This window comes from Pseudooceanicola marinus (assembly GCF_020177265.1).
In the GTDB taxonomy this organism is placed as follows: Bacteria; Pseudomonadota; Alphaproteobacteria; order Rhodobacterales; family Rhodobacteraceae; genus Pseudooceanicola; species Pseudooceanicola marinus_A.
Genome location: NZ_JAIVMC010000007.1, coordinates 309,357 through 332,986, shown reverse-complemented (window position 1 = coordinate 332,986; position 23,630 = coordinate 309,357). Strand labels below are relative to the sequence as shown.

The window sequence follows — 23,630 nt, the reverse complement described above, 5'->3', positions numbered from 1 at the left end:
GGCAGGCTGAAGGATTGGCGGCGTGTGGCGACCCGATACGACAGATGCCCGAAAGTCTTCCTGTCAGCCATCGCCCTCGCAGCCCTCGTTATTTACTGGCTATGAGTCCTGACCCTAGACTTACGGCTACACTCCGCAGTAAGCTTACGGTCGCGCGCGCCCCACCAGTATGCTGTGGATGGCCATCGAACGCCGCCTTTCACCAAGCGGATCGCCTCCCGGCTCGAGTGCCCGCCTCTCGCTCCCCTATCAATCCGCAGCGTTCTTTACGCAACCAGGGCATTCCTCGCCGTACTCGTCCAGCACATCCTGCAAACGTCGCTTCACTTTAGCCTCGCTGTCACCAGAACTCCGCATCCCCGCCGCGACTGCATCGTCAAGAGCGGCGCTGTCCAATTCGTCTGTGAGATACCCGTGATTCTCACATTCGGCCAGCGCGCCTGCATCAAGCAGGAGTTGGACAGCCCACGCACGTTCTTCCTGAATTTCCTCGAGCAACCTCTTCGATCCGCTCATTTTCGGCCTCCAAGCAAGGGTGATCTGAGATCAGTCTAGCTACAACATGTCCCCATTGCTATCATACAGAACTGTCCCGTCATCTATAGTTAGGAGAAGCCTCCATGCCCGACCGAATGATCGTAAAGGAAGAGTCCATCCGCACTCCAGATGGACGGAAAGCGATCTATTTCGAGATCTATGATGTCGTGACGGTCGAAGGCCGCGAGTATTATCACAAGCGATCCGATGTTGGGTTTAAGACCCGCGAGGAAGCAGAAGCATTCATTGCCCGACAGGGCAAAAAGCTTCGCCATGCATAACAAGGAGCGCAGCGGGCGAGGAGTAGACATTCGCTGCGCTCTGGACTGATGGCGGTTTGGCGCAGTAAGTAGATCTGGCCGCAGGCACGCCTATGGCTTGGCCTCACGTAGCAATCGGCCCTTAAGAGACATTCACGACTTCAATACGATGCTGCAGTTGCAGCCCGCACAGCGGACGTTGCCCGCAAGCGCTGAAATTCACCTTAGGGTCTTCGCGGTATGTTGGTAGCTTTCGCAAGACTGTTGTCCGATCCGCGAACTTGGTACATCATAGCTGGATAGTTTTAACGTTCATTTTGAGACCAAGCCATGTTGACCGATGAGATCGCGAACGCCCTTGTTCCAAAAGACCTGCCAGAAATGTCGCTAAGCGAAGCGGCTACCGACCGCTTGGAACGCGACCAAGATCGCGACGGTGACTTCAGAGACGAAAAGGACGACGTAGAGGGAAAAGAGCCGTCTAGACGCGATGAAAACACACTTTCGAAACGAATTTTATACTGGAACGACCTGCTTCAGCAAATTATTGGCGAGAACCGATACAGGATGCTCGACTATTTGGGAAAGCATCCATGGCATTCTGAGCGTGGTTACCCTCATCTCGAAAACGAAGGAATATATTTTTCTACTGGATTTGTGGAGCTTCCTAAGCGTCTTTACGCAGATGGTCTTGCTCAAAAATCTAGAAAGCAAACGCCCTATATCTTCGGTGCATCGCTGATCGGTCTTGAAAAGCATATCGATCTATCAGGTCGATCACCTTTCATTGATTTGGGCGAATTTGATATGCGTCTGAAAGGTTTACCTTTGATCCTCGAAAAAGGCAGTTCGCGGTACTTTTCAACGCCCAATCTCATCGATGCGACGTCAACTTGCTGGGCAAGCTGCGCAGGCTGGCTAGTCCTAACTGCCGCTCACACGTTCAACTGGGTAAATCACGGTCAAAATGTAACGTTAGAAGGTGGCGTAGACGGAAACGTCCACGCCGTGGCCAACTACCCAATCGATGGAGCTCTCGTCCACATCGATCAAAACCCTCCGCAAAATATCGTAAGAATAACGCCGGAACCATGCCCGCAACCCAACGAGCCTTATGAATTCTACGGAATGAAGTCGAAAACTGTATCGGGGAACGTTACCACCGTCAGTGTCTTGCCCGGTGTCACCAGTTCCATGGAACCGGCAAGGGTTCGATTGGACACAGGGGGTCAACCCGGAGATAGCGGTGCCCTTGTTCGCAGCCTCAAAACAGGAAATGGATTGAGCATATACTCGGGCGTCATTGATACTAACGGACAAACATACCAGATTTCACAAGGTCTGGATCAGGTCGCAAACGTTTTTTCAATTGATCTATGGGAGTAAATCCATCATGTCGGACGAGTTCAAACTTTACGTTATTGTTTCAGAAGCCGATGAGCCCCTGAACCAAAGGTCTCCAGCGGCGGATGGTCAATTCACAGGCCATAGCTTGAAGAAGCTCTTCCGTCAGAACAAGGAAATTGACCCTAACCTTCTTCAGCAAAGCTGGCAGAATACCAATCAGGTGGTCATCAACATGATCAAAGATGCGGAAGACAAAGAAGCGGATACAAAAATGCGACTGAATGAGATTGAGGTTACTTTGTCCGTCAGCGGCGAAGGCACGGTTGGTTTCGTTTCTGGAAAAGCGGAAGCAGGGATCGTACTCAAATTTACGCGCGGAGGTTAGAACACCGGCGCCATTACTGCGCAATCCGAAAGCACCTGTTCCTAAAGGTTCACCGCGCAAAGATTCAACGGTTACTGTTTTCGTAGCCAATCGACTCCGGTTTTTAACGTCATGAACCGACAGGAACGGCCCGGAGCTGCCGTTCATCCAACTGACAAGAAGTGATTGCTCCGAGCCCAAAGTGCCGGAGGCTTCTCGGCGCAACTAATTCTGCGTCACACATCGTGCGGCCTATTCAATCTCGAGTAATTTTCCTCACACGGAATGTCCCTTGTTTATAGATCCATAGCTGCGATGTATTTTAACGCCTTGTCCAGAAGATACGGTTTTATATGCCCTTCTGAGAGAGTATTTTGACCGCTATCACCACCGCTCTTTGATCTCCACGTTGGTTCCAAGCATACGAACTCCGCCTGACCAACGCGGATCCCGATATCAACCTGGATTCCAGAAATAAGGTCGGAACGCTTTTCAATACTGACTTCAACGTCAAGTCCATCTTCCTGGAGTGTGTACTCAAACAGTTTGCCAATTGCTTGGTTGAGCTTTTCGTCATTATTCCGTGCAAGGGCCTGAATGGCTTTATATTCTTCAATTGTAGCATCAGCAATTTTCCCGGACGCCTTGGAGGGAGAAGCTTCTTTGCCCAAGACAATGAGCAGTTCTTTGTAAACAGGTGTGGACCTCAGGGATGCGGCCGCAGGAGCTTTCGCTCCTGACTTATTTTTCAATGGACCTTTTACCACCCCATCACCAAAGCAACGGACTGCATGCACAGATACGTTTGGCGGGATGGCAAACACACGCGCATCCAGCGCTCTCAAAAGTTGACCGGCGTTGGCTCTCCGTTTGCGCCATTCTTTTGCATACGTGGCTGTGTTGTGGTTGTCATCAATTGTATCGAGAATGCGAGACAAATCAACTTGCCAATGGCTTCCTTGAGTGAGGGATCCGACAGTGTGCCCAATCGCTGATCTGTCGTCTCCATGCAACAAAACCCACAAGCGCGGCTGCCCGCGCTCTCTGATTAGGCTCCTAAAGTGAGTAGTGGATGCCGCTGAGGCAGAAATAACCTCTTGAAAGAAATCGGAGATCGTCTCAGACTTATCAATAAATGCAGCAGCTACTTCTCGAGAAACGCCATAAGCCTCTAAACCATCTCCGGAGAGATTTAGTGCCGTATTATCGGCAATGTCATAGTATTTGCTTTTACCAACTCCCTCAAAGCTGAATACTCCACGACTATCGTGAGCGCATATGGAGTCTCTACCAACATCCCAAGCTGTTTCAGCGATTTCCTTCGCAGCGTTCGGGTCAGTCATTGTCCAAAGGATGACAACGTTTCCCTCAGATTCCCTTAAAAAATCAAGCCAGCTAATAAAGTAATCTCTAGATCCGTCAATGTCCGCCTGCCTTGGATTGTCTCGCTTTTCAATCAAAACTAATTTATGCTTCCCCTTCGCCTCCTGATCGCTCCTCTTAATAATCTGAGGTAGATCATTCAGGTCTACTCCGGGGTCAATGGATATCACGAAAATATTATCAAAAAATCGGGGTAGAGATTTTACAAAGGTGGTCTTTCCCGATCCAGATTTTCCAAGAAGGATCTCAAAAACGCCCCCCGAACCCGATTGAATTCTGGAAAGGAGCTGATCAATTCTCGCCTCGGCTAGTGGAGCACGCTCAACGAGGTCAGATGGATCTACGCCCGCCTCCTCGGCTCGATCTGTCAATACCTCCCATCGCCTCGGAAGCTGCAGCGGGGAAAGAATGGATTCTGTCAATTTCTTGCCTTTCCTTTTCGGCATACCGGAACACAAAGTTCTCCCCATGGCAAGGAACGCTCTCCTGTCGTGCCAGCTTTTCTGTGCGTCTCAGGTCTTCTTTAGTGCCGCAAGAAGGCTGTGGGCAGATTAAAATGAATGTCGCGTTTTGGCGGGAACCGGTCATTGCATGCCGCACCGCGCACGGCCGCTGCGTCCCGCAGAGGTGTCCTTAACGCAGTGCGCAGCGAACGACCGCTCTCCGCCCGATAGTGTCGGCGCCTGCGGCCATGCTGCGTTTCGCCCGAATTTCGCGGCAGGGCTGGCATCAGCCATTCGCTGCACTTTGCGCCAAGGTCGGCTCTGGGCCGATCACGACTGGTCCTGCGCCCCTGCCTAACCCCGATGCGGCGTTCGCTACCCGCGCCTCACTACCGCTCGTTCAGACCGCAGCGAATGTCAGCTCGCAACCCGAAGATATAGGCTCATGGCGGCCTCTTACCGCTCGGGCACATCCATGTAGAAACGCGTCGGCCTCAAGCCTGACAACTCCGGCGCGAGTGTCCCGTCCAGGATCTCCCGTGCGGCCAGATCCGCCCAAATCGGTCCCCAGCCAATCCCCCCGTGGGAGACCGCGCTGTAGTACCCCGAGATCCACGGCAGCGAACCGATCACTGGCCCGCCGAAGGGGATGGCTCGGATGCCGATCCGTTCCCGCATTGATTGCTGCCCTACAAGAGCTGGGACCGAGTGGGCCACGTCGGCTAGCATCGCGGGACCATCGGCGCCGTTGTTGCCATGAACTGCCGTCAGCCCCTCGCCGCGCCAGTGGATCGCCAAGCCCTCGCGCCGGTCCGGGCGCAGTAGCCAACGGTCGCCATTGATAACGTGGCGCGGCAGAGCGGTTGCCCTGGCTCCAGCATAGAGCATCATGCCTGGCACCAGTTCCATCGGGATCGACAGCTCAGCCGTGGCAGCGATATGTGTTGCGCAGGCGCCGGCGGCATTGACCACCAGGTCCGCGTCAATCTGCGTGCCGTCTCCCAGGGTGACCCCGATGACGCGCGCGCCCGCTCGGCGCAGCGCGGTCACCGGCTGGCCTAACTGCAAGGTGCCCCCCGACAGGTGGAAGACCCGGATCAGCTGCTCGATCATCTCGGGCGCATCCACCCAGCCGGAGCGCAGCTCGAAGGCCACCCTCTCCCCCTCGGCCAGCCGCAGATGCGGCTCGATCCGCGCCAAGTCCCCGGCGTCGAGGACCTCGATCTGCGCCCCGGCCTCAGTTGAGCGCGCCACCGCCCCGTCGAAGGCAGGCACCGCGCTTTCGACCGTCAACGTGCCGCACCAGTCAAGCCAGTCGCCGCCCAGTTCCTCCGCCAGGCGGTCGAAATGGCGATTGACCGAAAGGCGCAACGCGCGGCGTCCGGGATCCTCGGCCCAAGAGAGCTGAGGAAAGGACGACAGCCAGGAAAAGGAAGCACCACTGGTGCCCGCCGCCGGGGCCTGCCCGTCGATCAGCACCACCTCGGCGCCGCGCACCGCCAGACGATGGGCGATATTGGCCCCGATGGCACCGGCGCCCAGAACTGCGATCTTCATAGGCGCGACCGGAAGACGGCGGGCGACAGATCAGAGACCGAAGAACATCCCAGATGGCCCAAGGTAGTCCAGAACTCGTCCCGCAGAAGGTCGAGGACGCGCTTCACCCCCGCCTCGCCATCGGCGGCCAGCCCCAAGGCACAGGCTCTTCCCAGCAGCACCGCATCGGCGCCAAGGGCCAGCGCCGTGGCAATGTCGGAACCGCGCCGGATACCGCTGTCAAAGACCACAGTCACATCGGGACCCGCCTCATCCCGGACATCGGCCAGGGTGGAGATCGAGGCCGGTTCCCGGTCGATCGTACGGCCACCGTAGTTCGACACGTAAAGGCCCTGCGCGCCAGCCTTCAGCGCCGCCGTAGCATCGGCCCGGCTGGTCACGCCCTTGACGATGCAGGGCAGCGGCGAGGCCGCGATGACCCGCGCCGCTTGGTCCCAGCTCCAGCGCGGCCGGGTGAAATCCAACAATTCCTGCAACATCGCCGGATCCGAGGTGTCGGGGCCGAAGTTCGCGGGCTTGCCCGCGCCGGGCATGGAAAAGCGGTCTTCCATCATCCGTTCGCGCCACTGGCGGATCGGGGAATAGGTGACGCAGATGTACCCGTAGCCGGCATCCTTGGCGCGGTGCATCATATCGATAACCTGGGTCTCTTCGCCCACGAAGGTCAGCTGGAAAACCAGCGCCGCGGGAGAGGCCGCGCGCACTTCTTCCAGCGAATGGCCGGCCGCCACGGGTACGAACTGCTTGATCCCCGCCGCATGGGCCGCGCGGCCCACGGCGCACATGCCATCGGGATGAAACAGCGTCTCGCCGCCGCCGAAGGGCGCGGTGAAGGCCGGAAAGGACAGATCATGGCCCAGCACCCGGGTCGAGGTGTCGGGATTGGCCACGCCCGCGAACAGCGGCGCCTCGAAAAGGTAGTCGTCGAAAGCCGCCACATTGGTCCGCGCCGTCACCTCGTCGCCGGTGCCGCAGTGCATGTAGTTCCACACCATGTCCGACAGGTTCTTCCGCGCCGCCGCCCGGATCCCCCGTAGGGAGGCATATTTCTGTGTCGTGGCGTAGCGGTCATCGCGGCGCACATCCTTGTCGTCGTCCAGCATATGGGGCTCCTTTTCAGAGGGTCTGTTCTGCGCGCAGGGCGGCGCGGCGTGCGAGCCGGGCACGGATGGCCTCGGTATCGGTGGAGGGCGTCGCGGCCAGCAGTTGACGCGTATAGGGGTGCGAGGGCGCGTCGAAGACCGCGTCGCGGGAACCGCGCTCCACCACCTCGCCCGCTTGCATCACCATTACCTGGTCCGAGATCCGCCGCACGACCGACAGGTCGTGGCTGATGAAGATGTAGGACAGCGCGAACTCGCGTTGCAGATCAGCCAGCAGGTTCAGCACCTTGGCCTGAACCGACAAGTCCAGCGCCGAGACCGGCTCGTCCAGGATCAGGATCCTCGGGTTGACCATCAGGGCGCGCGCGATGGCGATCCGCTGGCGCTGTCCGCCCGAGAACATGTGCGGGTACCGCCCCGCATGAGCCCGCTGCAGGCCCACCCGCTCCAACATGTCGCCCACCTTGCCGCGCCGCTCTTCGGCCGACAGACCGGTGTTCAGCAGCAGTTCCTCCCCCAGGGCATCGCCCACCTTCTGGCGCGGGTTCAGCGAGCCATAAGGGTTCTGGAAAACGATGCGCACCTTGCGCCGCACCTCTGCCGAGGGGCGGTGGCGGGCGATGTCCACCGCCTGGCCGTCGATGAGTAGCTCGCCCCCCGAGGCCGGGTCGATCAGGGTCAGGATGCGCGCCAGGGTGGACTTTCCGCAGCCCGACTCGCCCACCACCGACAGGGTGGTGCCCTGCTCCAACGCCAGGTCGATCCCCTTCAGCGCCCGCACTGGGTCCGCCTTGCGCAGCAGCCCGCCGCGTCCCGGATAATCACGGATGAGGCCCTTGGCCTCCAGCACGAAACGACTCATGAGACCACCACCCCCGACAACGGGCCGCCCGCCGCCCGGTCTGGCAGCGCCGACAGCAGCGCGCGGGTGTAGCTGTCCCGCGGCGTCTCAAATAGCGACAGCACGTCGGCCTCTTCCCGCTTCACCCCCTGGTACTGGACGATGACCCGGTCGGCGGTTTCGGCCACCACGCCCATGTCGTGGGTGATCATGATCAGCCCCATGCCGGAGGCCTCCTGCAACTCGACCAGTAGATCGAGGATCTGTTTCTGGATCGTCACGTCGAGCGCGGTCGTTGGCTCATCCGCGATCAGCAATTTCGGCGCACAGGCGATGGCCATGGCGATCATGACCCTCTGGCACTGGCCGCCCGACATCTGGTGCGGATAGGCGCGCAGCTTGCCCACCGGGTCGGGCAGGCCCACGGCCTCCAGCAGGGTCAGGGTGCGAGCCCGGCGCGCGGCGCGGTTCATACCCTGATGCTTTTTCAGGACCTCGCCGATTTGCAGGCCCACGGTGAAGGCCGGGTTGAGCGAGGCAATGGGTTCCTGAAAGATCATGGCGATATCGCGCCCGATGATGCGGCGCCGCTCCTTCGGCGACAGGGCCAGCAGATCGGTGTCGTCGAAGCGGATCATGTCGGCGGTGACCGTGGCAGTGTCCGGCAGCAGGCCCATCACCGCAAGCATGGCCACGGATTTGCCAGAGCCGCTTTCGCCGACGATGGCCAGCACCTCGCCCGCATCCACGTGCAGGTCGATCCCCGAGACCGCAGTCAGCGGTCCGTTGGAAGTCTCGAAAGTGACGGTGAGATTGCGAATTTCGAGTAACGTCGTCATCTCTCTCAGCCCCTTTTCAGTCGCGGGTCGAGCGCATCTCGGAGGCCGTCGCCACACAGGTTGATCGCCAGCACGGTGGTCAGGATCGCCAGCCCCGGGAAGGTCACCACCCAGGGCGCACGCAGGATGAACTCGCGCGCATCGGCCAGCATGGTGCCCCACTCGGGCGTTGGCGGCTGTGCGCCAAGGCCAAGGAAGCCAAGGGCGGCGGCATCCAAGATCGCGGTCGAGAAGGACAGCGTGCCTTGCACGATCAGCGGCGCCAGGCAGTTGGGCAGGATGGTGCGTAGCATCAGCCGCAGGTTCGAGGCCCCGGCGATGCGGGCGGCCACCACGTATTCGCGGGTCTTCTCGTTCATCACGCTGGCCCGTGCCAGACGGGCGAAATGCGGCTGAAGAACCAGCGCGATGGCCACCATCGCATTGGTCAATCCCGGTCCCAGGATCGCCACCAGCACCAGCGCCAGCAGCAGCGAGGGGAACGCCAGGATCACGTCCATGATCCGCATGATCACCGTATCCACCCAGCCGCCGAAATAGCCCGAGATCACGCCGATGGTGATCCCGCCGGTCAGGGCGATGGTCACCACCATCAACCCGATCAGCAGCGAATAGCGCGCCCCGAAGATCAGCCGCGAAAGGATGTCGCGGCCCAGGGCGTCGGTGCCCAGCAGATATGCCCCCTGCCCCTCGGGCTTCCAGGCGGGCGGCATCAGCAGGGCGTCGCGGAATTGCTGCGTCGGATCATGGGGGGCCAGAAGCGGGGCCAGCAGGGCCACCAGCACCAGCAGGGCAATCACTGCCAGGCCGATCACGGCGCCACGGTTGCGCCGGAAGTCAGCCCAGAAGGCGCGCAGGGCATCGCGGGTGGTGCTGCGCTCGGGCTCGGCTGCGGGGCCCAGGGTCGCGGGATCAGCCATGTCGGATCCTCGGGTTGATGACGGCATAAAGCAGGTCCACGATCAGGTTCACGATCATCACCACGGCGGCGATGACCAGAAGGCCGCCCTGCACCACCGGGTAGTCGCGTTTCGAGATGGAATCGACGATCCACTTGCCGATGCCCGGCCAGGAGAAGATCGTCTCGGTCAGGATGGCCCCGGCCATGAGCGAGCCGACCTGAAGGCCGATCACGGTGACCACGGGGATCAACGCATTGCGCAGCGCATGGCGCCCGACCACCAGCGCAGGCCCCAGCCCCTTGGCCTTGGCAGTGCGCACGAAATCCTCGGACAGCACCTCCAGCATGGCCGAGCGCGACTGGCGCGCGATGACGGCCGCCGGGATGGTGGCCAGCACCACCGAGGGCAGGATCAGGTGCAGCACGGCCGAGCGGAAGGCCCCCGCCTGCCCCGACAGCAGGCTGTCGATCAGCATGAAGCCGGTGACCTGCGGGAAATAGTACATCAACGAGATCCGCCCCGAGACCGGCGTCCACCCCAGGGTGCCGGAGAAGAGGATGATCATCAGCAGGCCCCACCAGAAGATCGGCATCGAATAGCCCACCAGGGCCGCCGACATCGAGATCTGCTCAAACCAGCTGCCGCGTTTCACCGCCGCAAGCACCCCCAGGGGCAGGCCGATGCAGACCGCCAGGATCATGGCGCAAAGGCCCAGTTCCATCGTGGCAGGAAAGAAGGTCAGGAAGTCCTCGGCCACGGGGCGGTGCGTCACCAGCGAGGTGCCAAGGTCGCCCTGGAAGAGGTCGCCGAGATAGGACAGGTACTGTTGCCACAGCGGGCGGTCGAAGCCGTATTGCGCCATCAGTTGCGCATGGCGCTCCGGCGTCAGGCCGCGTTCGCCGGCCATCAGCATGATCGGATCGCCGGGCAGGACACGGACGAACCCGAAAGCGACGATGGTGATCCCGAAGAAGGTCGGGATCAGAACCGCGAGCTTTCCGAGGAGGTAACGGAACAAGGGGCGTCCTTTCGGGCAAGGCGTAGGGGGAACAGATCCGGGCCGCCACGAAGGGCGAAGCGGCCCGGAAGTCAGCGCGGCAACTTGGGGAGATGAGCCGCACGGGATGGTTCACGGGCGGGCGTCAGCCGACCGCGGCGGTCACCACGATCTCGACCAGGCGCTTGGGGTCGCCCAGGTCGCAGCCACCGATGGCGGCACGCGAAGGCATGTCGGCGGCGTCGATCCATTCCATCCAGGCCTCGTTCATCTGGGCCTTGGCGGTCATGTCCGACAGATAGACGCGGGCCTGAAGGATCTTCGACTTGTCCGAGCCCAGCTCGGCCAGCAGGGTGTCGAGCTTGGCGCAGATCTCCTCGGTCTGGCCCTTCATGTCTAGGTCGAGGTTGGTCGCAGCATGGCCCGAGCAATAGATCACCCCGTTGTGGACGGAGGCGCCGTGCAGATGCGGGCGGGCGTTGTGGCGTTGGATCATTTGGTCTGTCCGTTCGTTGGTCTTGCGTTGGTCTTGCTCCCCCGCTCAAGCGGCGGGGGCGTAGGGATCTAGGGTCACTTCGGGGGCCTCGCCGGTGGCGATGCGGGCCAGCTGACGGCCGGCGAAGGGGCCGATGGTCAGGCCGGCAGCCCCCAGGCCATTGCCCAGGATCAGCCCCTCGATCCCAGGGACGGGGCCGAGGATGGGGCGGAACTCCGGCGGCGCGGGCCGGAAGCCGATGCGGGTTTCCAGCAGGGTCGAATCTGCCAGGCCCGGCGCGTAGCGCAGCGCGGCGCTGAGCACTTCGTGCTGCCCCTCGCAGGTCACGCGGTAGTCGAACCCCTTGCCGTCCTCGCGGGTGGCGCCAACCACGACGCGGCTGTCGTCGAAGGCCAGCAGGTAGTGGCTGGCCATGGGCAGCAGCACAGACCAACGCGAGGTATCCGCGCCCTTCATGCCGAAGTGCAGGATCTGACCGCGCTGCGGCTTTACCGGATGGTCCAGCCCGAGAGGCGCCAGGATCTGGCTGGCCCAGGCGCCCGCAGTGACCACGATCTGGTCCGAGGGGATCTCTTTCCCCTGCCCGTCCAGAACCCGGGCCTTGGCGCCCTCCAGTTCCAGCGTGGCAAAATCGCTGCGGAAGGTAGCGCCCAGGGCCACCGCCGCGCGGACCATGGCCGGAGCCAGCTGGCGGGCATTCACCCGTGCGCCGCCGGGCACCCAGAAAGCCTTGTAGGCGGGGTTGATCGGCGGGAACTTCTGCTGCGCCTCGGTCGGGCTGAGTTCCTCGAAGCCTCCGCTTTCGGGGGCTTCGGCGGTGCGCAGCGCCAGCCGTTCCCCGGCAGCGTCGTACTCCGCCGGATCCTCGGCGGTCACCAGCGCGCCCACCTTGCGGTAGCCCACATCGCTTTCGCCGCGCGCCGCCAGGTCGCTGACCAGAGCATCATAGTAGGCCGCACCTGCGGCATACATCTTGTACCACTCAGGCTCATCCGCCTTGGTGGCCCAGGGGCAGACAATGCCTGCCCCCGCCAGGGTCGCCTTGCCCTGGTGTTCCTGGTCGATCACGGTCACCTCATGCCCCGACAGGGCCAGGTGGTAGGCCGTGCTGGCGCCGAGAATCCCGGCGCCAATCACTGTCACTTTCATTCGACGGTCACCCCCGACAGACGAGACGAGCCGAAGACGGCGGGCACATAGCCCTGCACCGAGGTATTGACCGCGGTGATCGTATCGGCCCCGCCCAGCACGATGACCGGCACCTCGTCATGCACGATCTGCTGCGCCTCATGGTAAAGAGCGATCCGCTCCTCTTGGTCGGTGATCGATCCGGCTTCGGTCATCACCTCATTGAAGCGGTCGTCGCACCAGTCCCCAATGTTGGACGGAGCGGTGGAGCCGTCGGGCTGGCAGGTCAGGTAGTTGTTGGGGATCTGGCTGGGATCAGGGAAGTCGTAGATGCCGCCGAACATGCCCACCTTGGCCTCGCCAGCGCGGGCCCGTTGGATGTATTCGGCCCATTCGTAGGTCACGATGGACACGTCCACGCCCACCTCGGCCCAATCGGCCTGAACGATCTCTGCCGCGCGGCGTCCGTTGGGCATGTAGGGACGCGACACTGGAATTGCCCAGACCTCGGTCTCGAACCCGTCCTCGTAGCCAGCCTCGGCCAGCAGGCGTTTCGCCTCTTCGGGGTCATAGTCCCACGGGCCGATCTCCGAGGCGGTGCCCCACAGTGCGGGCGGCACCACTGCGCCGGTCAGATGGCCCATGCCGGAATAGATCACCTCGACGAAGTTCTCCATATCGATGGCCTGGGCCAGGGCCTGGCGCACCCGTTGATCTTGGAACGGCTCCTCGGCGAAGTTGAAATGCAGCATCCCGGTCGAGGGCACCGGCGTCTGCACGGCCTCGACCGCGTCGGAGGCCTCGATCGTCTCCTTGTCGGCCAGGTTCGGGTAGAGGCCGATCAGGCATTCGCCCGCCAAGGCACGCTGCAGGCGCACGGTGGCGTCGCCCGAAATCGCCATGACCACCGCATCGACCATCGGCGTGCGCAGGTCGTCGCCCATCTCCGCGCCCCAGGTGCCTGCGAAGGGCAACAGGCGCACCATGGCGTCGGTTTGATAGGCCTGAAGCTGGAACGGGCCGGTCCCGATGGGCGCCAGGTCCAGCTGTTCGGGCGTGCCCGCGTCCATCATCGCCTGGGCATATTCCGCAGAGGTCATGCCGAGCGATCCATGCGCCATCGTGCCGATGAAGGCGGCCATCGGCTTGGTCAGGGTGAAGGCGACGGTGTAATCATCCACCTTTTCAACCGAGGCCAGGTTGTCCGCCAGTTTCGCGTTGAAGGTCGGGTAGTTGCCCCCCGAGACCTCATAGAACGGGTCTTCGCTGTCCATCATCCTGTGGAAGGTGAAAACGACATCATCGGCATTGAAGGGGCGCGAGGGCGTGAAGGAATCGTTGGACTGCCAAGCTACGTCCCGCCGCAGGGCAAATGTGTAGGTCAGCCCGTCTTCAGAGACCTCCCAGCTTTCGGCCAGGGCGGGCTCGATCTCCGAACCGCCCCTTTCGACCGACACCAGGCCGTCGTAGATCTGGCCAAGCACATAGGCGGTGGTGCCGTTGCTGGTCAGCTCTGGGTTGAAGGTCTCGGGGGCACCTTCCAGACAGACGGTCAGAACCTGAGCCTGGGCGGCGGGCGCCGACAGCGCCAGCGCCGCCGCCCCGCAGAGATATGCGAATTTATTCATTTCAGTACCTTCCTGTATCGCTTTTTCGGGCAGCCTTGGCTTGCTGTGGGGAGATTTCCGGATGACGCCATGCGAGCCGACGCATAACATGATTGTCAAATCCCTATTTGTCGTCACATCATAACTAAACCTCATATCACTCTCATTGCCGGAGGCCCCTTCCGTGAACATCAGACAGCTCGAAGCCTTCCACGCGGTCATGGAGACGGGCTCCGTAACCCTGGCTGGCGAACGTTTGGGCATATCCCAGCCCGCCGTCAGCAAACTATTGAAATCATTCTCAGAAAGTTGCGGCTTTCGGTTGTTCACGCGCAGTGGCGGTCGGATGTTGCCGACGTCTGACGCGCAGCTTTTGGCCTCCGAGGTATCGCGGCTTTTCTCCGGGACGGACCGCATCCAGAAGCTTGCTCGCGCGGTGCGCGATCGAGAGTGGGGGGAGGTGACAATTGCAGCGCCCCCCGCTCTCTCTGCCCGTTTTCTGGCGCATGCCTTGGGCCCGCTGATGGCGAAACAGTCGAAAATGCACATCTCGATCGCCAGCCATTCCAGTCCCAGGGTCGCGGAACTGGTCGAGGGGCAGCAGATCGACATTGGCCTGTCGGTGCAGCCTTTCGAGCATCCGAACGTTACGTCGGAGCTGGCGATGCGCTTCGCCATGGTCTGCGCCCTGCCGGCAGGGCACCCGTTGGCAGAGAAACGACTGATCCGAGTGGAAGACCTGAAGGATGAGCCGTTCATCGGCCTGGCGCGGGATGACTGTTCGATCATGACCATCGACCGCGCTTTCCAGTTGCGCGGGGTACAGAAGCGGTCAATCGTCGAGGTGCCGATGTCGGAAACCGCCTGCGATTTTGTCGCCGGCGGCGCCGGCGTGTCGATCCTCCCTCCATTCGTCGGTCTGGGCTATGAGGAGGACAAGCTGGTGCGCCGCCCAGTGGTACCGCTGACGACGATGAATGTCTGGATCCTGCTGCCCGCCTCGCGCCCGCCTTCGCAAGCCACCGAGCGAGTGGTCGAGGTACTGCGCGAGCATCTCAAGCGGTATGATGTCGACCAGGCAGAGTAGAGCCTGCCAACGCAAGGCAGCGGCACCGAAACTTCATTGCGGCCGTCTGTCAGACACGCAGATCAGACCCCGCTTGAAGACCTCATGGCCCCGATCCGAACTCTACCGAGTGGGCTTTTTTCTCCAATTAGCCGAGCGCGAAAACGGCGGTCCCCTCACCGGTCAGGAGCATGGTGCCCAGATTTTCAGGGTACCCCCGGGGGGCATCGGCAGGCGACTAGCCCGAACCCCAACCAGAGATCTCCTCTGCACCCCTGAGAAACAGCGCCGCGGTGGCCGAGAACACATAAGCGGACCTTCGTGCCTGCCGCAGCGAATGACCGGAGCCAGCCCGTCCGGGACATTCGTGCACGACGCGGCACGCCGCGAGGCACCGACGCGAAGAGCGGGAAGCGGCCATTCGCCGCGCGGCTTTCCAAGGGCTCCTATGCAGACTGACCTGTAATGCTTCTGGTTGAGGGCCGCTCTTCTCCGGAGCGAGCCGTGCGGCCGGCTTCGATTCGCGGCAAGGGGATGGGTGAAGGAAGCTGTGGATTAGGCCGACGGGTGCGTGCAGACGCTCATCATCGCTTTCTGTCGCTGAGGGCGGCAAGGCTTTGTGCATGAAATTGCGTGAAAAAAAGTACGCCCGAGGGCCCGCTTGGGCTTCAGTGGGCCAATGCGGCAAAATAGGTGAAAAGTGAAAACACGCCATTTACATGTGCGCAAACTAGTGTGAAAATGAGGCAACAAATATGATTTCACGGAGATTGCCTCATGCGCAAGGTCGTCAGAGAGTATCAGCAACTGTGTCGTGCAGAAGGTGTTGACTTGCTCGGCATCGAGCCGCGCGGCCGTCACTACGCTCTTCATTTCGAGAGGGGGTTTCTCATCGCGGCTTCCACGCCCTCCGATCACCGTGCGCGCCATAACCTCCGCGCCATGATCCGCCGCTTGCACGCTTGAAGGACAAAACCATGAACATGCCCGCCCCTACCCCGGAAAGGATGACGGCTGCGGATCGTCGCGAGGCTTGGTTCGGCGACGAACGCACCGGACTGGTCGAGTATCTGCGCGGATACGATCTTGAACTGGGCGATCACGCCGCTGCGGTTTTTCGCGCAGTTGAGCAGCTCTTCGGGCGCGACGCTGTCGCATCTCACCTTCTCAAGGTGGTCCCCAATGCACCCCATGATGCTGAAACATGGGGAGATGTGCTCTTTGCGCCTTCTGCTCCTCGCGACGGAGGCTGGAAAGCTGTCGAGCTGTTGGATGGCGCGGGTCTTTATGGCTTGTTCGGTGTAACGCCCGAAGATATCCCCTTTGCAGCGCGGCGAGCCTGGGTGGCAAAGCTCCCGTTGCAGCTTGCTGACCTCAAAGATTACCTTCATCTGAAGGCGGATGGCGAGATGAGCCGTGTCGTGAACCTCGCGCTCTCCCGCCACGCTCTGGATACCGGGTTCAGCTATGACGACACTGGCGAGGAAACGCTTGGCGTGGTTGACATCGGCTCTCTCGCCATCTTCGGAGGGGTCACGGAGGGCCGTATCCGGAACATCCTTTCCAGCGGCGATGGCGGGCTTGAAAAGGTCGGCCAGCGGGTGACGGCCGTCAGCGCAGCCACGTGGCTGAAGGGTCGGAAGGAGTTCTTTGCCTCGATCTGGCAGCTGCCCGATGAGGTGGCGCCAGAGGCACCGAGCCCAGATTTCGCGGAAGAGGTGGTCTTCGTCCCCGTCGCCGCAGACGGTAGCCACTTCCATCCCGGCCTCGCGCGCGGTGGCAAGTTCATGATCGGCGCCAAGGGCGAAGAGGTTCAGTATCCGTCCTTCGACGAGGCGCTGGCTGCCCTGCAGAAGATGGCCACGCCGCGCTGGCGCCGTCCGAACGAAGTGGGCAACTGGGGCAGTGTCTCGGGGCGCGACTGGAAGCGCATCGAACGCCGCCAGCTGATGTCGATGTGATCCGGAGTTTGATAATGCGTTTCTTTGCTGAAGACCTGCTGTCCGTCCTCTTGGAGGCGACGCCCCGCCCGACCGCTCAGGCACCGAAGACAATCAGTGACACTCTCGCGAAGGTCAGCAATGTCCGCCACTGCCGAACTTAACCCACGAAAAATGCTGCGCGATGCACGAATGGCTGGTTCGGTGAAGCTACACCGCGGAGATCGGCAAGAGACTGAAAGGCAGGTTTGGGCCGGAAGCGCTTAGAGGTGCGACTGGAGGCAGCCCGCCTGACGTGTTCGCTTCCTGCGCACAGCTGCCGCTCGTCCTGGGCGCAGCGAAGGTCGGCTCTCCCGCCCTCCCGCTCACAGCAGCATAGTGCCAGGCGTCTTCACGAAGGGCGGGTTGCGACAATCAGGTTCGTCAGATCCGCAACGAAGCTACTGGTACGCTTTTTGCGCTTTCCTGTGTCTAAGCGATGGCGCAGTGAATGGCGGCTGTCTGCTCCACCTTGACTGCCTCAGCCGAATTGGTGCGTTCGGCAACCAGAGGTAACCTTGAGCTCCGAGCTTGCCGTGCCTGGCTGTACGGGGAGTATAGGAAATTCGCGGCCCTTGTCCCAGGGCGTGACCTATACGATGAGCTGCACCAAGCCAGCGACGCTTGCCGCAACTACACCGTCCTGGACAACTCTCTGTCTGGCATCTTGCGACAGAGCATCACCCTTCAGCAAGGACCTTGCGTTCACGGCCAGTGTCACCATCGCCGCGACCCCCATGCTTTCCATTACCTCAGCGCCGGTCTCATGCCCCAGTTTGCCCAAGGTAGTGGTCGTGTCCCTGGATAGTTCCATGTCACTGAAGCCCGATGAGCTCCACTCCGACGACGCCTCCGCGACCTCGCTGGTCGTCAGAACCTCGATACTCTCGTATTTCTCGTTATGCTCTCGGACATAGGATGCGTATTGGGTGGCCTTCAGCTGAACCTCTGAAACGTCGCCCGTCGCGAGATTGATTATCTTAACGTCTGCACCCGCATGGTTGGTATCGCCAAAGAGTTCGACGATGTATTCGTCCCCATCAAGGTTCTCACGCTGCTGAAACGCGAGTTCGTGATATATGCCTTTCACGTTGTTCTTCAGCCCATCAATTTGATCAACGGACAGCGATTGAACATAGTCAGAGAGTTCGGCCTCACCGGCATCCGAGAGGCTACTGTTGGACCGGCGCAGGGCATCAAGCACGAGTTCCTCGTCCCCAGTAAAAGATGACCGGTTCTCTGACATCAACTTCATGATCGTCGCAGAGACGACGCCCGTCAGCATAGGCGCCCCTGTCCTTGGTTGTTCTTGCGCGGGTCCAGCCTTGCCCTCTGCCAACGATATCGCTTCGAACAACTCCATCAGGTCATCCTTGCGAGCATCCAGCCTCCTACGTGGAAGATCTGGCCAGTCGCTGACCTTGGCGATGCATATATCCAGCTGCTCCAAGAGGTCATTCCGCAGCTGCTGCTGCAAGACTTGAGCGGTTATCGGATCCAGGACGGCGTTCTGATCAGCGCGTTTGCGAAATGCAGTTGCAACCATCAGACAGGTTTCAACAAATCGCTTCTCCTGAGGGTCCAAGGACTTTTTCTTGCGTCGTTTGCCAGTCCATTTGCTGATGACTGCGCGGGACCCGAAGTATGCCATGGTGCTGCCCGCAACTGCGGCTCCCAAAACGATCCAACCACCTGTCGCAACGCTCCCACCGATCCATGCAAGGGCTGCGCTATTAAACGCCGCGCCTGAAAGTGATGAGATTGCGGCTCCTGTACTGGCGGTCCCAAGAAAGGAGGCAATAGAGAATATCCCTGCCGTTGTTCCAGCAGCAGCTAGCTTTACAGACAGCGCCCTGACAATCCTTGCCGATGTCCCGCGCTTTTCTATCAACAACGCATCGACCAGGTCTTCTAAGGCAGTCGCAGCTTTCTCATAAAAATTCTCGTTGGTATATTCTGAATGTCTCAACTCGAACTCTGCAAACTTTAAAGCCGCTTGATCCTTGACGGCCACGCCACCTTTGACGGCCAATTTGCCAGCCTGACGCCCAACCGGTTTTGCAATGGCCCAGCTCGCCTTGGCTAGGAATAGTGCTGACCTTCCGGTCGAACGCGCGGTTCGGCCTGACATCGTGGGCTTCATTTCGTTCTTCGAATTCAAGTCGACATGCTCCGGAGGGCAGTGTGCGTCCGATGGACTGGCCTTGCGACTCTGGATTGACCCAGCTGCGAAGGCGCTAACTTAGCAGTGCCACTAGGGGCTACCGGAACGTTTGCACAATGAGGGCCGAGAGGTTCGCTTCGCGAAACCTGCGCCCCAGCATAGTGGCGCTACCGGCGTGCAACTAGGACTGAATGTGGCAAAATCGAAACGATTACTCCGCCACAAAGCCGACGGTCCGCTTCCTGCGCAAAGCAGCCATTGAGGAGCTACTTTCGGGAAGTCCGCTTTTCAATCAACGGCACCCTCTAATCAGCAGTGGACCTCGCGTCGCCAACACAAAGGGCCGAGGCTTCCGCCCCGACCCTCTCGCGCCTCCCTGCCCTAGATCTCCTCAGGCTGCCCGCCTGGCCCTCTCCCCTTCCCATGGCTTCATCGGCGGCAGCGCCTCGGTGACCTGGTGCGCAGTCAGCCCGCCGTAGATCCGGAAGGTGTCGCGCAGCTCTTTCAGCGCCGACCACCACATCAGATAGTCCCGCCGTGCTCGCGCCTGGTCTCGGGGGTGGTTCTCGATCGTGATCGGGCAGCAGCGCAGATCCACCTCCCGCACCTTGCCGCGGCTGGTGTAGCGGGCCTTGCCGCAGGTCTCGGTCACGGCAAAGCGCCCGTGCTTCGTCTGCTTCCAGTCGATGGGCTGCACCTGCGGCGCGAGGTCCGATCCCCAGCCCAAGGTTTCACCCGCGCGGCAAAGATCTGCGATGACCAACGCCATGCGCCGGCCTCCGACGCCCTCGGGCAGCTGCGCCAGGGCGTCGGCCACCGCATCCGCGTCAGGGTGCGGCTCCGAGGTGCCGCCGCCCTGCACGCGGCAACCGAGTTCCGCCTGCCGCATCAGGATATGCTCCATGCCGTAGCCCTTGAGCGCGCCCTGCGGCCGTTCATTGGCGCCCTGGTCGAAGTCGATCCGGATCTTCTCCTTCTGGAACGCCCAGTCCAGCAGTTGCTGGATGGTGACTTCGCGCGGAGACGCGCTGCTGAGCCCGCGGGGGCGATGTCGGAGGGCCATGGTCATGCTGCCTCTCCCTGTGCTTGCTGGCCACGCCGCACCAGCTCGCGCGCCGCGTCCTGGTGCGCTTCATAGGCGTGGAGCCATTCGCGGTCGGCCGCATCCACCGGCAGGCGCAGACTGATACGCTCGCGCAGGCGGGCCACCTTCGACTGCGCCGCCCCTGCCCGGTCCGCGATGATCCGGCGTTCCTGCGGGTTCAGCGGCGGGCGGTGCTTGCTGAGCCACCAGCGGTATTCCTCGACCAGACGCCCCTCGGCGAGGGCGGCGCGCCCGGCTGCGCTGCCGAACCAGCTGGCCAGCCCGGGCATCTCCTCCAGCGGGCGAGGCTGAGCCACCTGGGCCAGGGCGACGAAGGCCGCATGGCTGGGCCAGAAGTCCCGCGCCCTCCCCTCGCCCTTCGAGCGCATCGCCTCGAAGAGGCGCCGCAGGTTCGCGTCGCTCATGTAGCCCAGCTCATCCGCCAGCCGGTCGAGGCGCTTGCGGCCTTCGTCTGCATCGACTGCCTTCGGGAACCGGAACCCGATCCCCTCCAGCGGCCCCAGCAACAGCCGGCGCACCCGGTCCCGCTTCGTCTCGTGATCCTGATCCTGCTCGATCCGCATCCTCTTGCCCTTTCTCAGCCCAGTCCGATTGCCTGCAATTCGTCCCGCCCCAGGATCTCCTCCGCGACGAGGCAGTCCCGCACCCGTCCCGGGATCCCCTCGGCGTTCACCGATCCGCCCCTGCGCAGATGCGCCGCCACCTCCCGGGCATCTGCCCGTTCATCCTCGGTGAAGAACCGTGCCGGCCTCGCGCGCCCGGGCATGCCCGCCTCCGCGCGCAAGGTTCCTTTCAGGTTCTTTTCAGGTTCGTGTCCGACCGTCCGGACACGGGATTGGCCCTTTTCCGGACACGGGATCGGCTGTTTTCCGGACACGGCTCGGCCCTGCCCCGTGTCCGATTTCCGGACACGGCTTGCCCTTGTGTCCCGTGTCCGGTTTTCGGACACGGCTCCCCGGCCCGTGCTGGCGCGATCCCGTGTCCGGTTTCCGGACACGGCTCCCTCGGCGCCTGCGGTCTCCCGTGTCCGGATTTCGGACACGGGTTTCTCGCCGCTCTCCGCGGGGGCCTCCTCCATGTCGCAGCCCAGGAGGTAGAGGCTCGACAGCTGCTTACGCGTGCGCTTGTCCGAGCGCTGCACGCGCCGGATCAGCCCCTGCTCCTCCAGCAGCTTCAGGTGCACGTTCACCGTCGAGCGGCTCATGCAGCACTCCTCCGCCAGCGTCTCCTGCGAGGGGTCGCAGCGCCGCGTATGCGCGTTGTGGCAATCCGCCAGACAGACCAGCACCAGCTTGGTCGCAGGCTTCAGCCCCCGCTGCGCGAAGGCCCAGTTCATCGCCGGAATGCTCATCGTCCCCTCCTGCCCGCAGGCAACACGTCTCCGCGCCCGGAACCACGGTTCCGAGCCCTCTTCTGTCCAGTCATCTCCTGTCCTCCAGGTCGTCCGCCCGCTGCCCGGGCCTCTATCGCGGCCTCAGGGGCCGGCTGTTCGACGCAGAACGCTCCCGCCCGGTCCCGTCAGAGCGGCACCGGTGATCGGGGCGCGGGGCGCCAGAAAGACCGCGCAGCGCCGAAGGGCGCGCACGGCCTGTTCAAAAGGGGGAGGTCCCGTCGGGGGCGCAGTCGCCTGATGGGGACTGGCGCTACGCCCCCTGGCGAAGCCCGTGGGGACACGCAGCGACGCCAGGCGCGCCTGGGGAATGGCGCGCACGTCCCCCCAATCTCGCGCAGCCCTGCCCGTGTCAAACAAAGACGCTACGTAAGCATACAATATCACGCCACCTTCCTCCGCTTCGCTGCCGGGATATCGAGCTTCAGCCGATCCCGGCGCAGGCGCACCGCATCCTTGTGGCAGCCCGCCAGCCGGGCGATCTCGGTCAGTCCCCTCTGGCCATCGACCAGGGCCAGGATCTTCCGGGTGATTTCCTCGTCATCGCCCGAGACGGACTTCTCCCGCCCGCCCCGCAGCGGCGCGGGCTTCGGCCGGGCGATCTCCAGCCCGTCCTCGCGCGCCACCCGCTGGATGCGCTGACGTGCCGTGTGGCGCAGCAGGATGATCTCGCTGATGCTCAGCCCATCCTTGATGTCCTGGGCGATCTCGCGATCCTTCAGGCGGTCTGCCAGTGTGGGCACCTGCGCGCGCTGCATGGTCCGGAAGCCGCCCTTGAAGGCCTCGTTCCGGGTGACGATCGACTGGGTCTTCGGGTCCCAGACGTAGTCCCGGTCCATGCCGCTGACGCCTGCAGGGATGCGCCGCTTCTCCTCGGGGATACGCTCCAGCGCCTCGTCGATCAGACGGCGCTCTTCTGCGGTCACGATGTCCATGCGGAACCCTCCAGGGAAAAGGCGGGGCGCGCCGGGAGGGACGCGCCCCAAGTCGGGGACGGACAGATCGGGACCGCGACGCCCCGGACGGCCGCGCGGTCCCGCGGGGCGGCCAGACAAGGTCCGGGGAAACGGGCGGCGCGGAGGGACTGGAGGACATGGGCCCTCCGCGCCTGGGAGCGCCCTGCCCTGCCCGACAGGCGGCGCTCCGCACGACCCGGCACCTGTGCCGGGGTCCGTGAGGGGTTGGAAAGAAAGGTGATCGGCGCGGGGAGCGCACCGCCAACGATAGCGCCCTCCCCACGACAATCGCCCGCCCGTCGGCGGGAGGGGCATGTGAGGGCGCAGCTCATGCGGCGGCCTCATCTTCGAGGCGGGCCAGCAGCTGCTGCGAAGCCGCGATGGACTCGCGCAGCTCTTTCATGACGCCCTCGGCATCGCCGGCGCAGAGCAGGCCAACGGCGGCGTTGGACACGTCGCCATTCTCGGCCACCACACGCAGCACCAGGTCATTGACCTCCTGCCGGACATGGCGGGCCGCCCGGCGGTCGGCCAGCATCGAGGTGATCGGAAAGCGCTCCAGCGCATCCTCAAGCCCGCAGAAATGCGCGATCGAGACCGGCAGCCCGCCGTTCACCTCGCGCGAGATCGTGCCCTTGGCACAGCCCAGCAGGGCCGCCGCGGCATCCACGCCGCCGAAGTCCCGCACCAGCTGCTTGAACAGCGCCCGCACGGCGGGCCCCTGGTACACCGCGATCTCACCGCTCATCGCGAAACCCCGTTTTCTGGAAGGTCGACAAAGCCCTCGGCATAACCGGAGCATGGAAAGGGATATCGAAAGGATCGGAAACAAAGAGGGATGAGCACGTCATGCGGCATCCCCTTCACCATCAATTCCGAGTTTCTCACCGCGCAGATCAACAAAAGAGAAGAGCTCTTGGGATGGCTCTGGCAGCCCTTGCTCAACCGCAAGGGCGCGAAGCGCCACGAAGAACTTCGCTGGGAAAGCAGCCGCCATCATGTGGCTATGAAGTGTGTTCGCCGAAATCCCCAGCCGGATCGCTACGGTACGATACCCACCGAGATCCCGGATCAGTTCTCGGGATGCATAACTCATACCGCGAGCTTTGGTCTGAATTTTTCAGACTGTCAATAGTCTGACGAAAATCGGTTCCAAAAATTCAGAC

General features: G+C 62.1%; 24 protein-coding genes and 1 pseudogene. 7 read left to right on the top strand and 18 right to left on the bottom strand.

Annotated features, from left to right (window positions below; translation table 11 throughout):
* A pseudogene (locus LC066_RS14190) lies at positions 1–105 on the top strand (IS5/IS1182 family transposase); the annotation flags it as partial.
* Positions 106–249: 144 nt separating this feature from the next.
* Here the strand turns inward: LC066_RS14190 and LC066_RS14185 are convergent.
* Positions 250–516, bottom strand: a complete 267-nt coding sequence (locus LC066_RS14185) for a hypothetical protein (RefSeq protein ID WP_224900202.1) — start codon at positions 514–516, stop codon at positions 250–252.
* 104 nt (positions 517–620) lie between these two features.
* On the opposite strand from LC066_RS14185, the gene LC066_RS14180 reads away from it, so the two are divergent.
* The 3 genes from LC066_RS14180 to LC066_RS14170 all read left to right on the top strand — a co-directional run bounded on the left by LC066_RS14180 (position 621) and on the right by LC066_RS14170 (position 2,529).
* Entirely contained in the window at positions 621–818 is a 198-nt protein-coding gene (locus tag LC066_RS14180; RefSeq protein WP_224900199.1) for a hypothetical protein, read from the top strand.
* Positions 819–1,127: 309 nt separating this feature from the next.
* Positions 1,128–2,183: a hypothetical protein gene (locus LC066_RS14175; protein WP_224900196.1), complete on the top strand. Its 1,056-nt coding sequence runs from the start codon at positions 1,128–1,130 to the stop codon at positions 2,181–2,183.
* A gap of 7 nt (positions 2,184–2,190) precedes the next feature.
* Positions 2,191–2,529 (top strand): hypothetical protein, encoded by a 339-nt coding sequence (locus LC066_RS14170; protein ID WP_224900193.1) that lies wholly within the window; start codon positions 2,191–2,193, stop codon positions 2,527–2,529.
* A 275-nt stretch (positions 2,530–2,804) separates the two neighbouring features.
* Here the strand turns inward: LC066_RS14170 and LC066_RS14165 are convergent, their stop codons facing one another.
* From LC066_RS14165 to LC066_RS14120, 10 genes are all read right to left on the bottom strand, one after another.
* Positions 2,805–4,313, bottom strand: coding sequence for a hypothetical protein (locus LC066_RS14165; protein WP_224900190.1), 1,509 nt, complete (start codon positions 4,311–4,313; stop codon positions 2,805–2,807).
* Positions 4,314–4,790: 477 nt separating this feature from the next.
* A complete protein-coding gene (locus tag LC066_RS14160) occupies positions 4,791–5,891 on the bottom strand; it encodes an NAD(P)/FAD-dependent oxidoreductase (protein WP_224900187.1) in 1,101 nt (366 codons plus the stop codon).
* Complete coding sequence (locus LC066_RS14155; RefSeq protein ID WP_224900184.1) at positions 5,888–6,994, bottom strand: alpha-hydroxy acid oxidase; 1,107 nt, start codon at positions 6,992–6,994, stop codon at positions 5,888–5,890. The genes LC066_RS14160 and LC066_RS14155 overlap by 4 nt, the downstream gene beginning before the upstream one ends.
* A gap of 13 nt (positions 6,995–7,007) precedes the next feature.
* The gene (locus LC066_RS14150) at positions 7,008–7,856 is read right to left on the bottom strand and encodes an ATP-binding cassette domain-containing protein (protein WP_224900181.1); all 849 of its coding nucleotides are present in this window, start codon (positions 7,854–7,856) and stop codon (positions 7,008–7,010) included.
* Positions 7,853–8,674, bottom strand: coding sequence for an ABC transporter ATP-binding protein (locus tag LC066_RS14145; RefSeq protein ID WP_224900178.1), 822 nt, complete (start codon positions 8,672–8,674; stop codon positions 7,853–7,855). The genes LC066_RS14150 and LC066_RS14145 overlap by 4 nt, the downstream gene beginning before the upstream one ends.
* 5 nt (positions 8,675–8,679) lie before the next feature.
* Positions 8,680–9,594, bottom strand: coding sequence for an ABC transporter permease subunit (locus LC066_RS14140; protein WP_224900175.1), 915 nt, complete (start codon positions 9,592–9,594; stop codon positions 8,680–8,682).
* On the bottom strand, positions 9,587–10,594 hold the full coding sequence (locus tag LC066_RS14135; protein ID WP_085887028.1) for an ABC transporter permease subunit: 1,008 nt from the start codon (positions 10,592–10,594) through the stop codon (positions 9,587–9,589). The genes LC066_RS14140 and LC066_RS14135 overlap by 8 nt, the downstream gene beginning before the upstream one ends.
* A gap of 124 nt (positions 10,595–10,718) precedes the next feature.
* Positions 10,719–11,069 carry a RidA family protein gene (locus LC066_RS14130; RefSeq protein ID WP_224900172.1) on the bottom strand — a complete coding sequence of 117 codons (351 nt, stop codon included), beginning with the start codon at positions 11,067–11,069 and terminating at the stop codon, positions 10,719–10,721.
* A gap of 45 nt (positions 11,070–11,114) precedes the next feature.
* Positions 11,115–12,218 (bottom strand): NAD(P)/FAD-dependent oxidoreductase, encoded by a 1,104-nt coding sequence (locus LC066_RS14125; RefSeq protein WP_224900170.1) that lies wholly within the window; start codon positions 12,216–12,218, stop codon positions 11,115–11,117.
* The gene (locus LC066_RS14120) at positions 12,215–13,825 is read right to left on the bottom strand and encodes an ABC transporter substrate-binding protein (protein ID WP_224900167.1); all 1,611 of its coding nucleotides are present in this window, start codon (positions 13,823–13,825) and stop codon (positions 12,215–12,217) included. Before LC066_RS14120 ends, LC066_RS14125 begins: the two co-directional genes overlap by 4 nt.
* A gap of 163 nt (positions 13,826–13,988) precedes the next feature.
* On the opposite strand from LC066_RS14120, the gene LC066_RS14115 reads away from it, so the two are divergent.
* From LC066_RS14115 to LC066_RS14105, 3 genes are all read left to right on the top strand, one after another.
* Complete coding sequence (locus LC066_RS14115; protein ID WP_224900164.1) at positions 13,989–14,891, top strand: LysR substrate-binding domain-containing protein; 903 nt, start codon at positions 13,989–13,991, stop codon at positions 14,889–14,891.
* 756 nt (positions 14,892–15,647) lie between these two features.
* The gene (locus LC066_RS14110) at positions 15,648–15,836 is read left to right on the top strand and encodes a hypothetical protein (protein ID WP_114350963.1); all 189 of its coding nucleotides are present in this window, start codon (positions 15,648–15,650) and stop codon (positions 15,834–15,836) included.
* Positions 15,833–16,831, top strand: a complete 999-nt coding sequence (locus LC066_RS14105) for a hypothetical protein (RefSeq protein ID WP_224900161.1) — start codon at positions 15,833–15,835, stop codon at positions 16,829–16,831. Before LC066_RS14110 ends, LC066_RS14105 begins: the two co-directional genes overlap by 4 nt.
* Before the next feature lie 610 nt (positions 16,832–17,441).
* Here LC066_RS14105 and LC066_RS14100 read toward each other — a convergent pair.
* The 7 genes from LC066_RS14100 to LC066_RS14070 all read right to left on the bottom strand — a co-directional run bounded on the left by LC066_RS14100 (position 17,442) and on the right by LC066_RS14070 (position 23,560).
* A complete protein-coding gene (locus LC066_RS14100; RefSeq protein WP_224900158.1) occupies positions 17,442–18,992 on the bottom strand; it encodes a hypothetical protein in 1,551 nt (516 codons plus the stop codon).
* 412 nt (positions 18,993–19,404) lie between these two features.
* Complete coding sequence (locus LC066_RS14095) at positions 19,405–20,082, bottom strand: hypothetical protein (protein ID WP_224900155.1); 678 nt, start codon at positions 20,080–20,082, stop codon at positions 19,405–19,407.
* Positions 20,079–20,681 carry a hypothetical protein gene (locus tag LC066_RS14090; RefSeq protein WP_224900152.1) on the bottom strand — a complete coding sequence of 201 codons (603 nt, stop codon included), beginning with the start codon at positions 20,679–20,681 and terminating at the stop codon, positions 20,079–20,081. Before LC066_RS14090 ends, LC066_RS14095 begins: the two co-directional genes overlap by 4 nt.
* Before the next feature lie 14 nt (positions 20,682–20,695).
* Entirely contained in the window at positions 20,696–21,469 is a 774-nt protein-coding gene (locus tag LC066_RS14085; RefSeq protein WP_224900149.1) for a helix-turn-helix domain-containing protein, read from the bottom strand.
* Between the two features lie 422 nt (positions 21,470–21,891).
* Positions 21,892–22,443, bottom strand: a complete 552-nt coding sequence (locus tag LC066_RS14080) for a hypothetical protein (protein WP_224900146.1) — start codon at positions 22,441–22,443, stop codon at positions 21,892–21,894.
* A gap of 349 nt (positions 22,444–22,792) precedes the next feature.
* The gene (locus tag LC066_RS14075) at positions 22,793–23,212 is read right to left on the bottom strand and encodes a hypothetical protein (RefSeq protein WP_085890078.1); all 420 of its coding nucleotides are present in this window, start codon (positions 23,210–23,212) and stop codon (positions 22,793–22,795) included.
* A gap of 99 nt (positions 23,213–23,311) precedes the next feature.
* Positions 23,312–23,560 carry a hypothetical protein gene (locus LC066_RS14070; RefSeq protein ID WP_224900144.1) on the bottom strand — a complete coding sequence of 83 codons (249 nt, stop codon included), beginning with the start codon at positions 23,558–23,560 and terminating at the stop codon, positions 23,312–23,314.
* Positions 23,561–23,630: the final 70 nt, after the last annotated feature.

What these genes read in the sequence shown, in the direction of transcription:
- LC066_RS14185 (WP_224900202.1), bottom strand. Translation starts at nt 516, where the DNA reads ATGAGCGGATCGAAGAGGTTGCTCGAGGAAATTCAGGAAGAACGTGCG.
- LC066_RS14180 (WP_224900199.1), top strand. Translation starts at nt 621, where the DNA reads ATGCCCGACCGAATGATCGTAAAGGAAGAGTCCATCCGCACTCCAGAT.
- LC066_RS14175 (WP_224900196.1), top strand. Translation starts at nt 1,128, where the DNA reads ATGTTGACCGATGAGATCGCGAACGCCCTTGTTCCAAAAGACCTGCCA.
- LC066_RS14170 (WP_224900193.1), top strand. Translation starts at nt 2,191, where the DNA reads ATGTCGGACGAGTTCAAACTTTACGTTATTGTTTCAGAAGCCGATGAG.
- LC066_RS14160 (WP_224900187.1), bottom strand. Translation starts at nt 5,891, where the DNA reads ATGAAGATCGCAGTTCTGGGCGCCGGTGCCATCGGGGCCAATATCGCC.
- LC066_RS14155 (WP_224900184.1), bottom strand. Translation starts at nt 6,994, where the DNA reads ATGCTGGACGACGACAAGGATGTGCGCCGCGATGACCGCTACGCCACG.
- LC066_RS14150 (WP_224900181.1), bottom strand. Translation starts at nt 7,856, where the DNA reads ATGAGTCGTTTCGTGCTGGAGGCCAAGGGCCTCATCCGTGATTATCCG.
- LC066_RS14145 (WP_224900178.1), bottom strand. Translation starts at nt 8,674, where the DNA reads ATGACGACGTTACTCGAAATTCGCAATCTCACCGTCACTTTCGAGACT.
- LC066_RS14140 (WP_224900175.1), bottom strand. Translation starts at nt 9,594, where the DNA reads ATGGCTGATCCCGCGACCCTGGGCCCCGCAGCCGAGCCCGAGCGCAGC.
- LC066_RS14130 (WP_224900172.1), bottom strand. Translation starts at nt 11,069, where the DNA reads ATGATCCAACGCCACAACGCCCGCCCGCATCTGCACGGCGCCTCCGTC.
- LC066_RS14125 (WP_224900170.1), bottom strand. Translation starts at nt 12,218, where the DNA reads ATGAAAGTGACAGTGATTGGCGCCGGGATTCTCGGCGCCAGCACGGCC.
- LC066_RS14120 (WP_224900167.1), bottom strand. Translation starts at nt 13,825, where the DNA reads ATGAATAAATTCGCATATCTCTGCGGGGCGGCGGCGCTGGCGCTGTCG.
- LC066_RS14110 (WP_114350963.1), top strand. Translation starts at nt 15,648, where the DNA reads ATGCGCAAGGTCGTCAGAGAGTATCAGCAACTGTGTCGTGCAGAAGGT.
- LC066_RS14100 (WP_224900158.1), bottom strand. Translation starts at nt 18,992, where the DNA reads ATGAAGCCCACGATGTCAGGCCGAACCGCGCGTTCGACCGGAAGGTCA.
- LC066_RS14095 (WP_224900155.1), bottom strand. Translation starts at nt 20,082, where the DNA reads ATGACCATGGCCCTCCGACATCGCCCCCGCGGGCTCAGCAGCGCGTCT.
- LC066_RS14090 (WP_224900152.1), bottom strand. Translation starts at nt 20,681, where the DNA reads ATGCGGATCGAGCAGGATCAGGATCACGAGACGAAGCGGGACCGGGTG.
- LC066_RS14085 (WP_224900149.1), bottom strand. Translation starts at nt 21,469, where the DNA reads ATGAGCATTCCGGCGATGAACTGGGCCTTCGCGCAGCGGGGGCTGAAG.
- LC066_RS14080 (WP_224900146.1), bottom strand. Translation starts at nt 22,443, where the DNA reads ATGGACATCGTGACCGCAGAAGAGCGCCGTCTGATCGACGAGGCGCTG.
- LC066_RS14075 (WP_085890078.1), bottom strand. Translation starts at nt 23,212, where the DNA reads ATGAGCGGTGAGATCGCGGTGTACCAGGGGCCCGCCGTGCGGGCGCTG.
- LC066_RS14070 (WP_224900144.1), bottom strand. Translation starts at nt 23,560, where the DNA reads ATGAGTTATGCATCCCGAGAACTGATCCGGGATCTCGGTGGGTATCGT.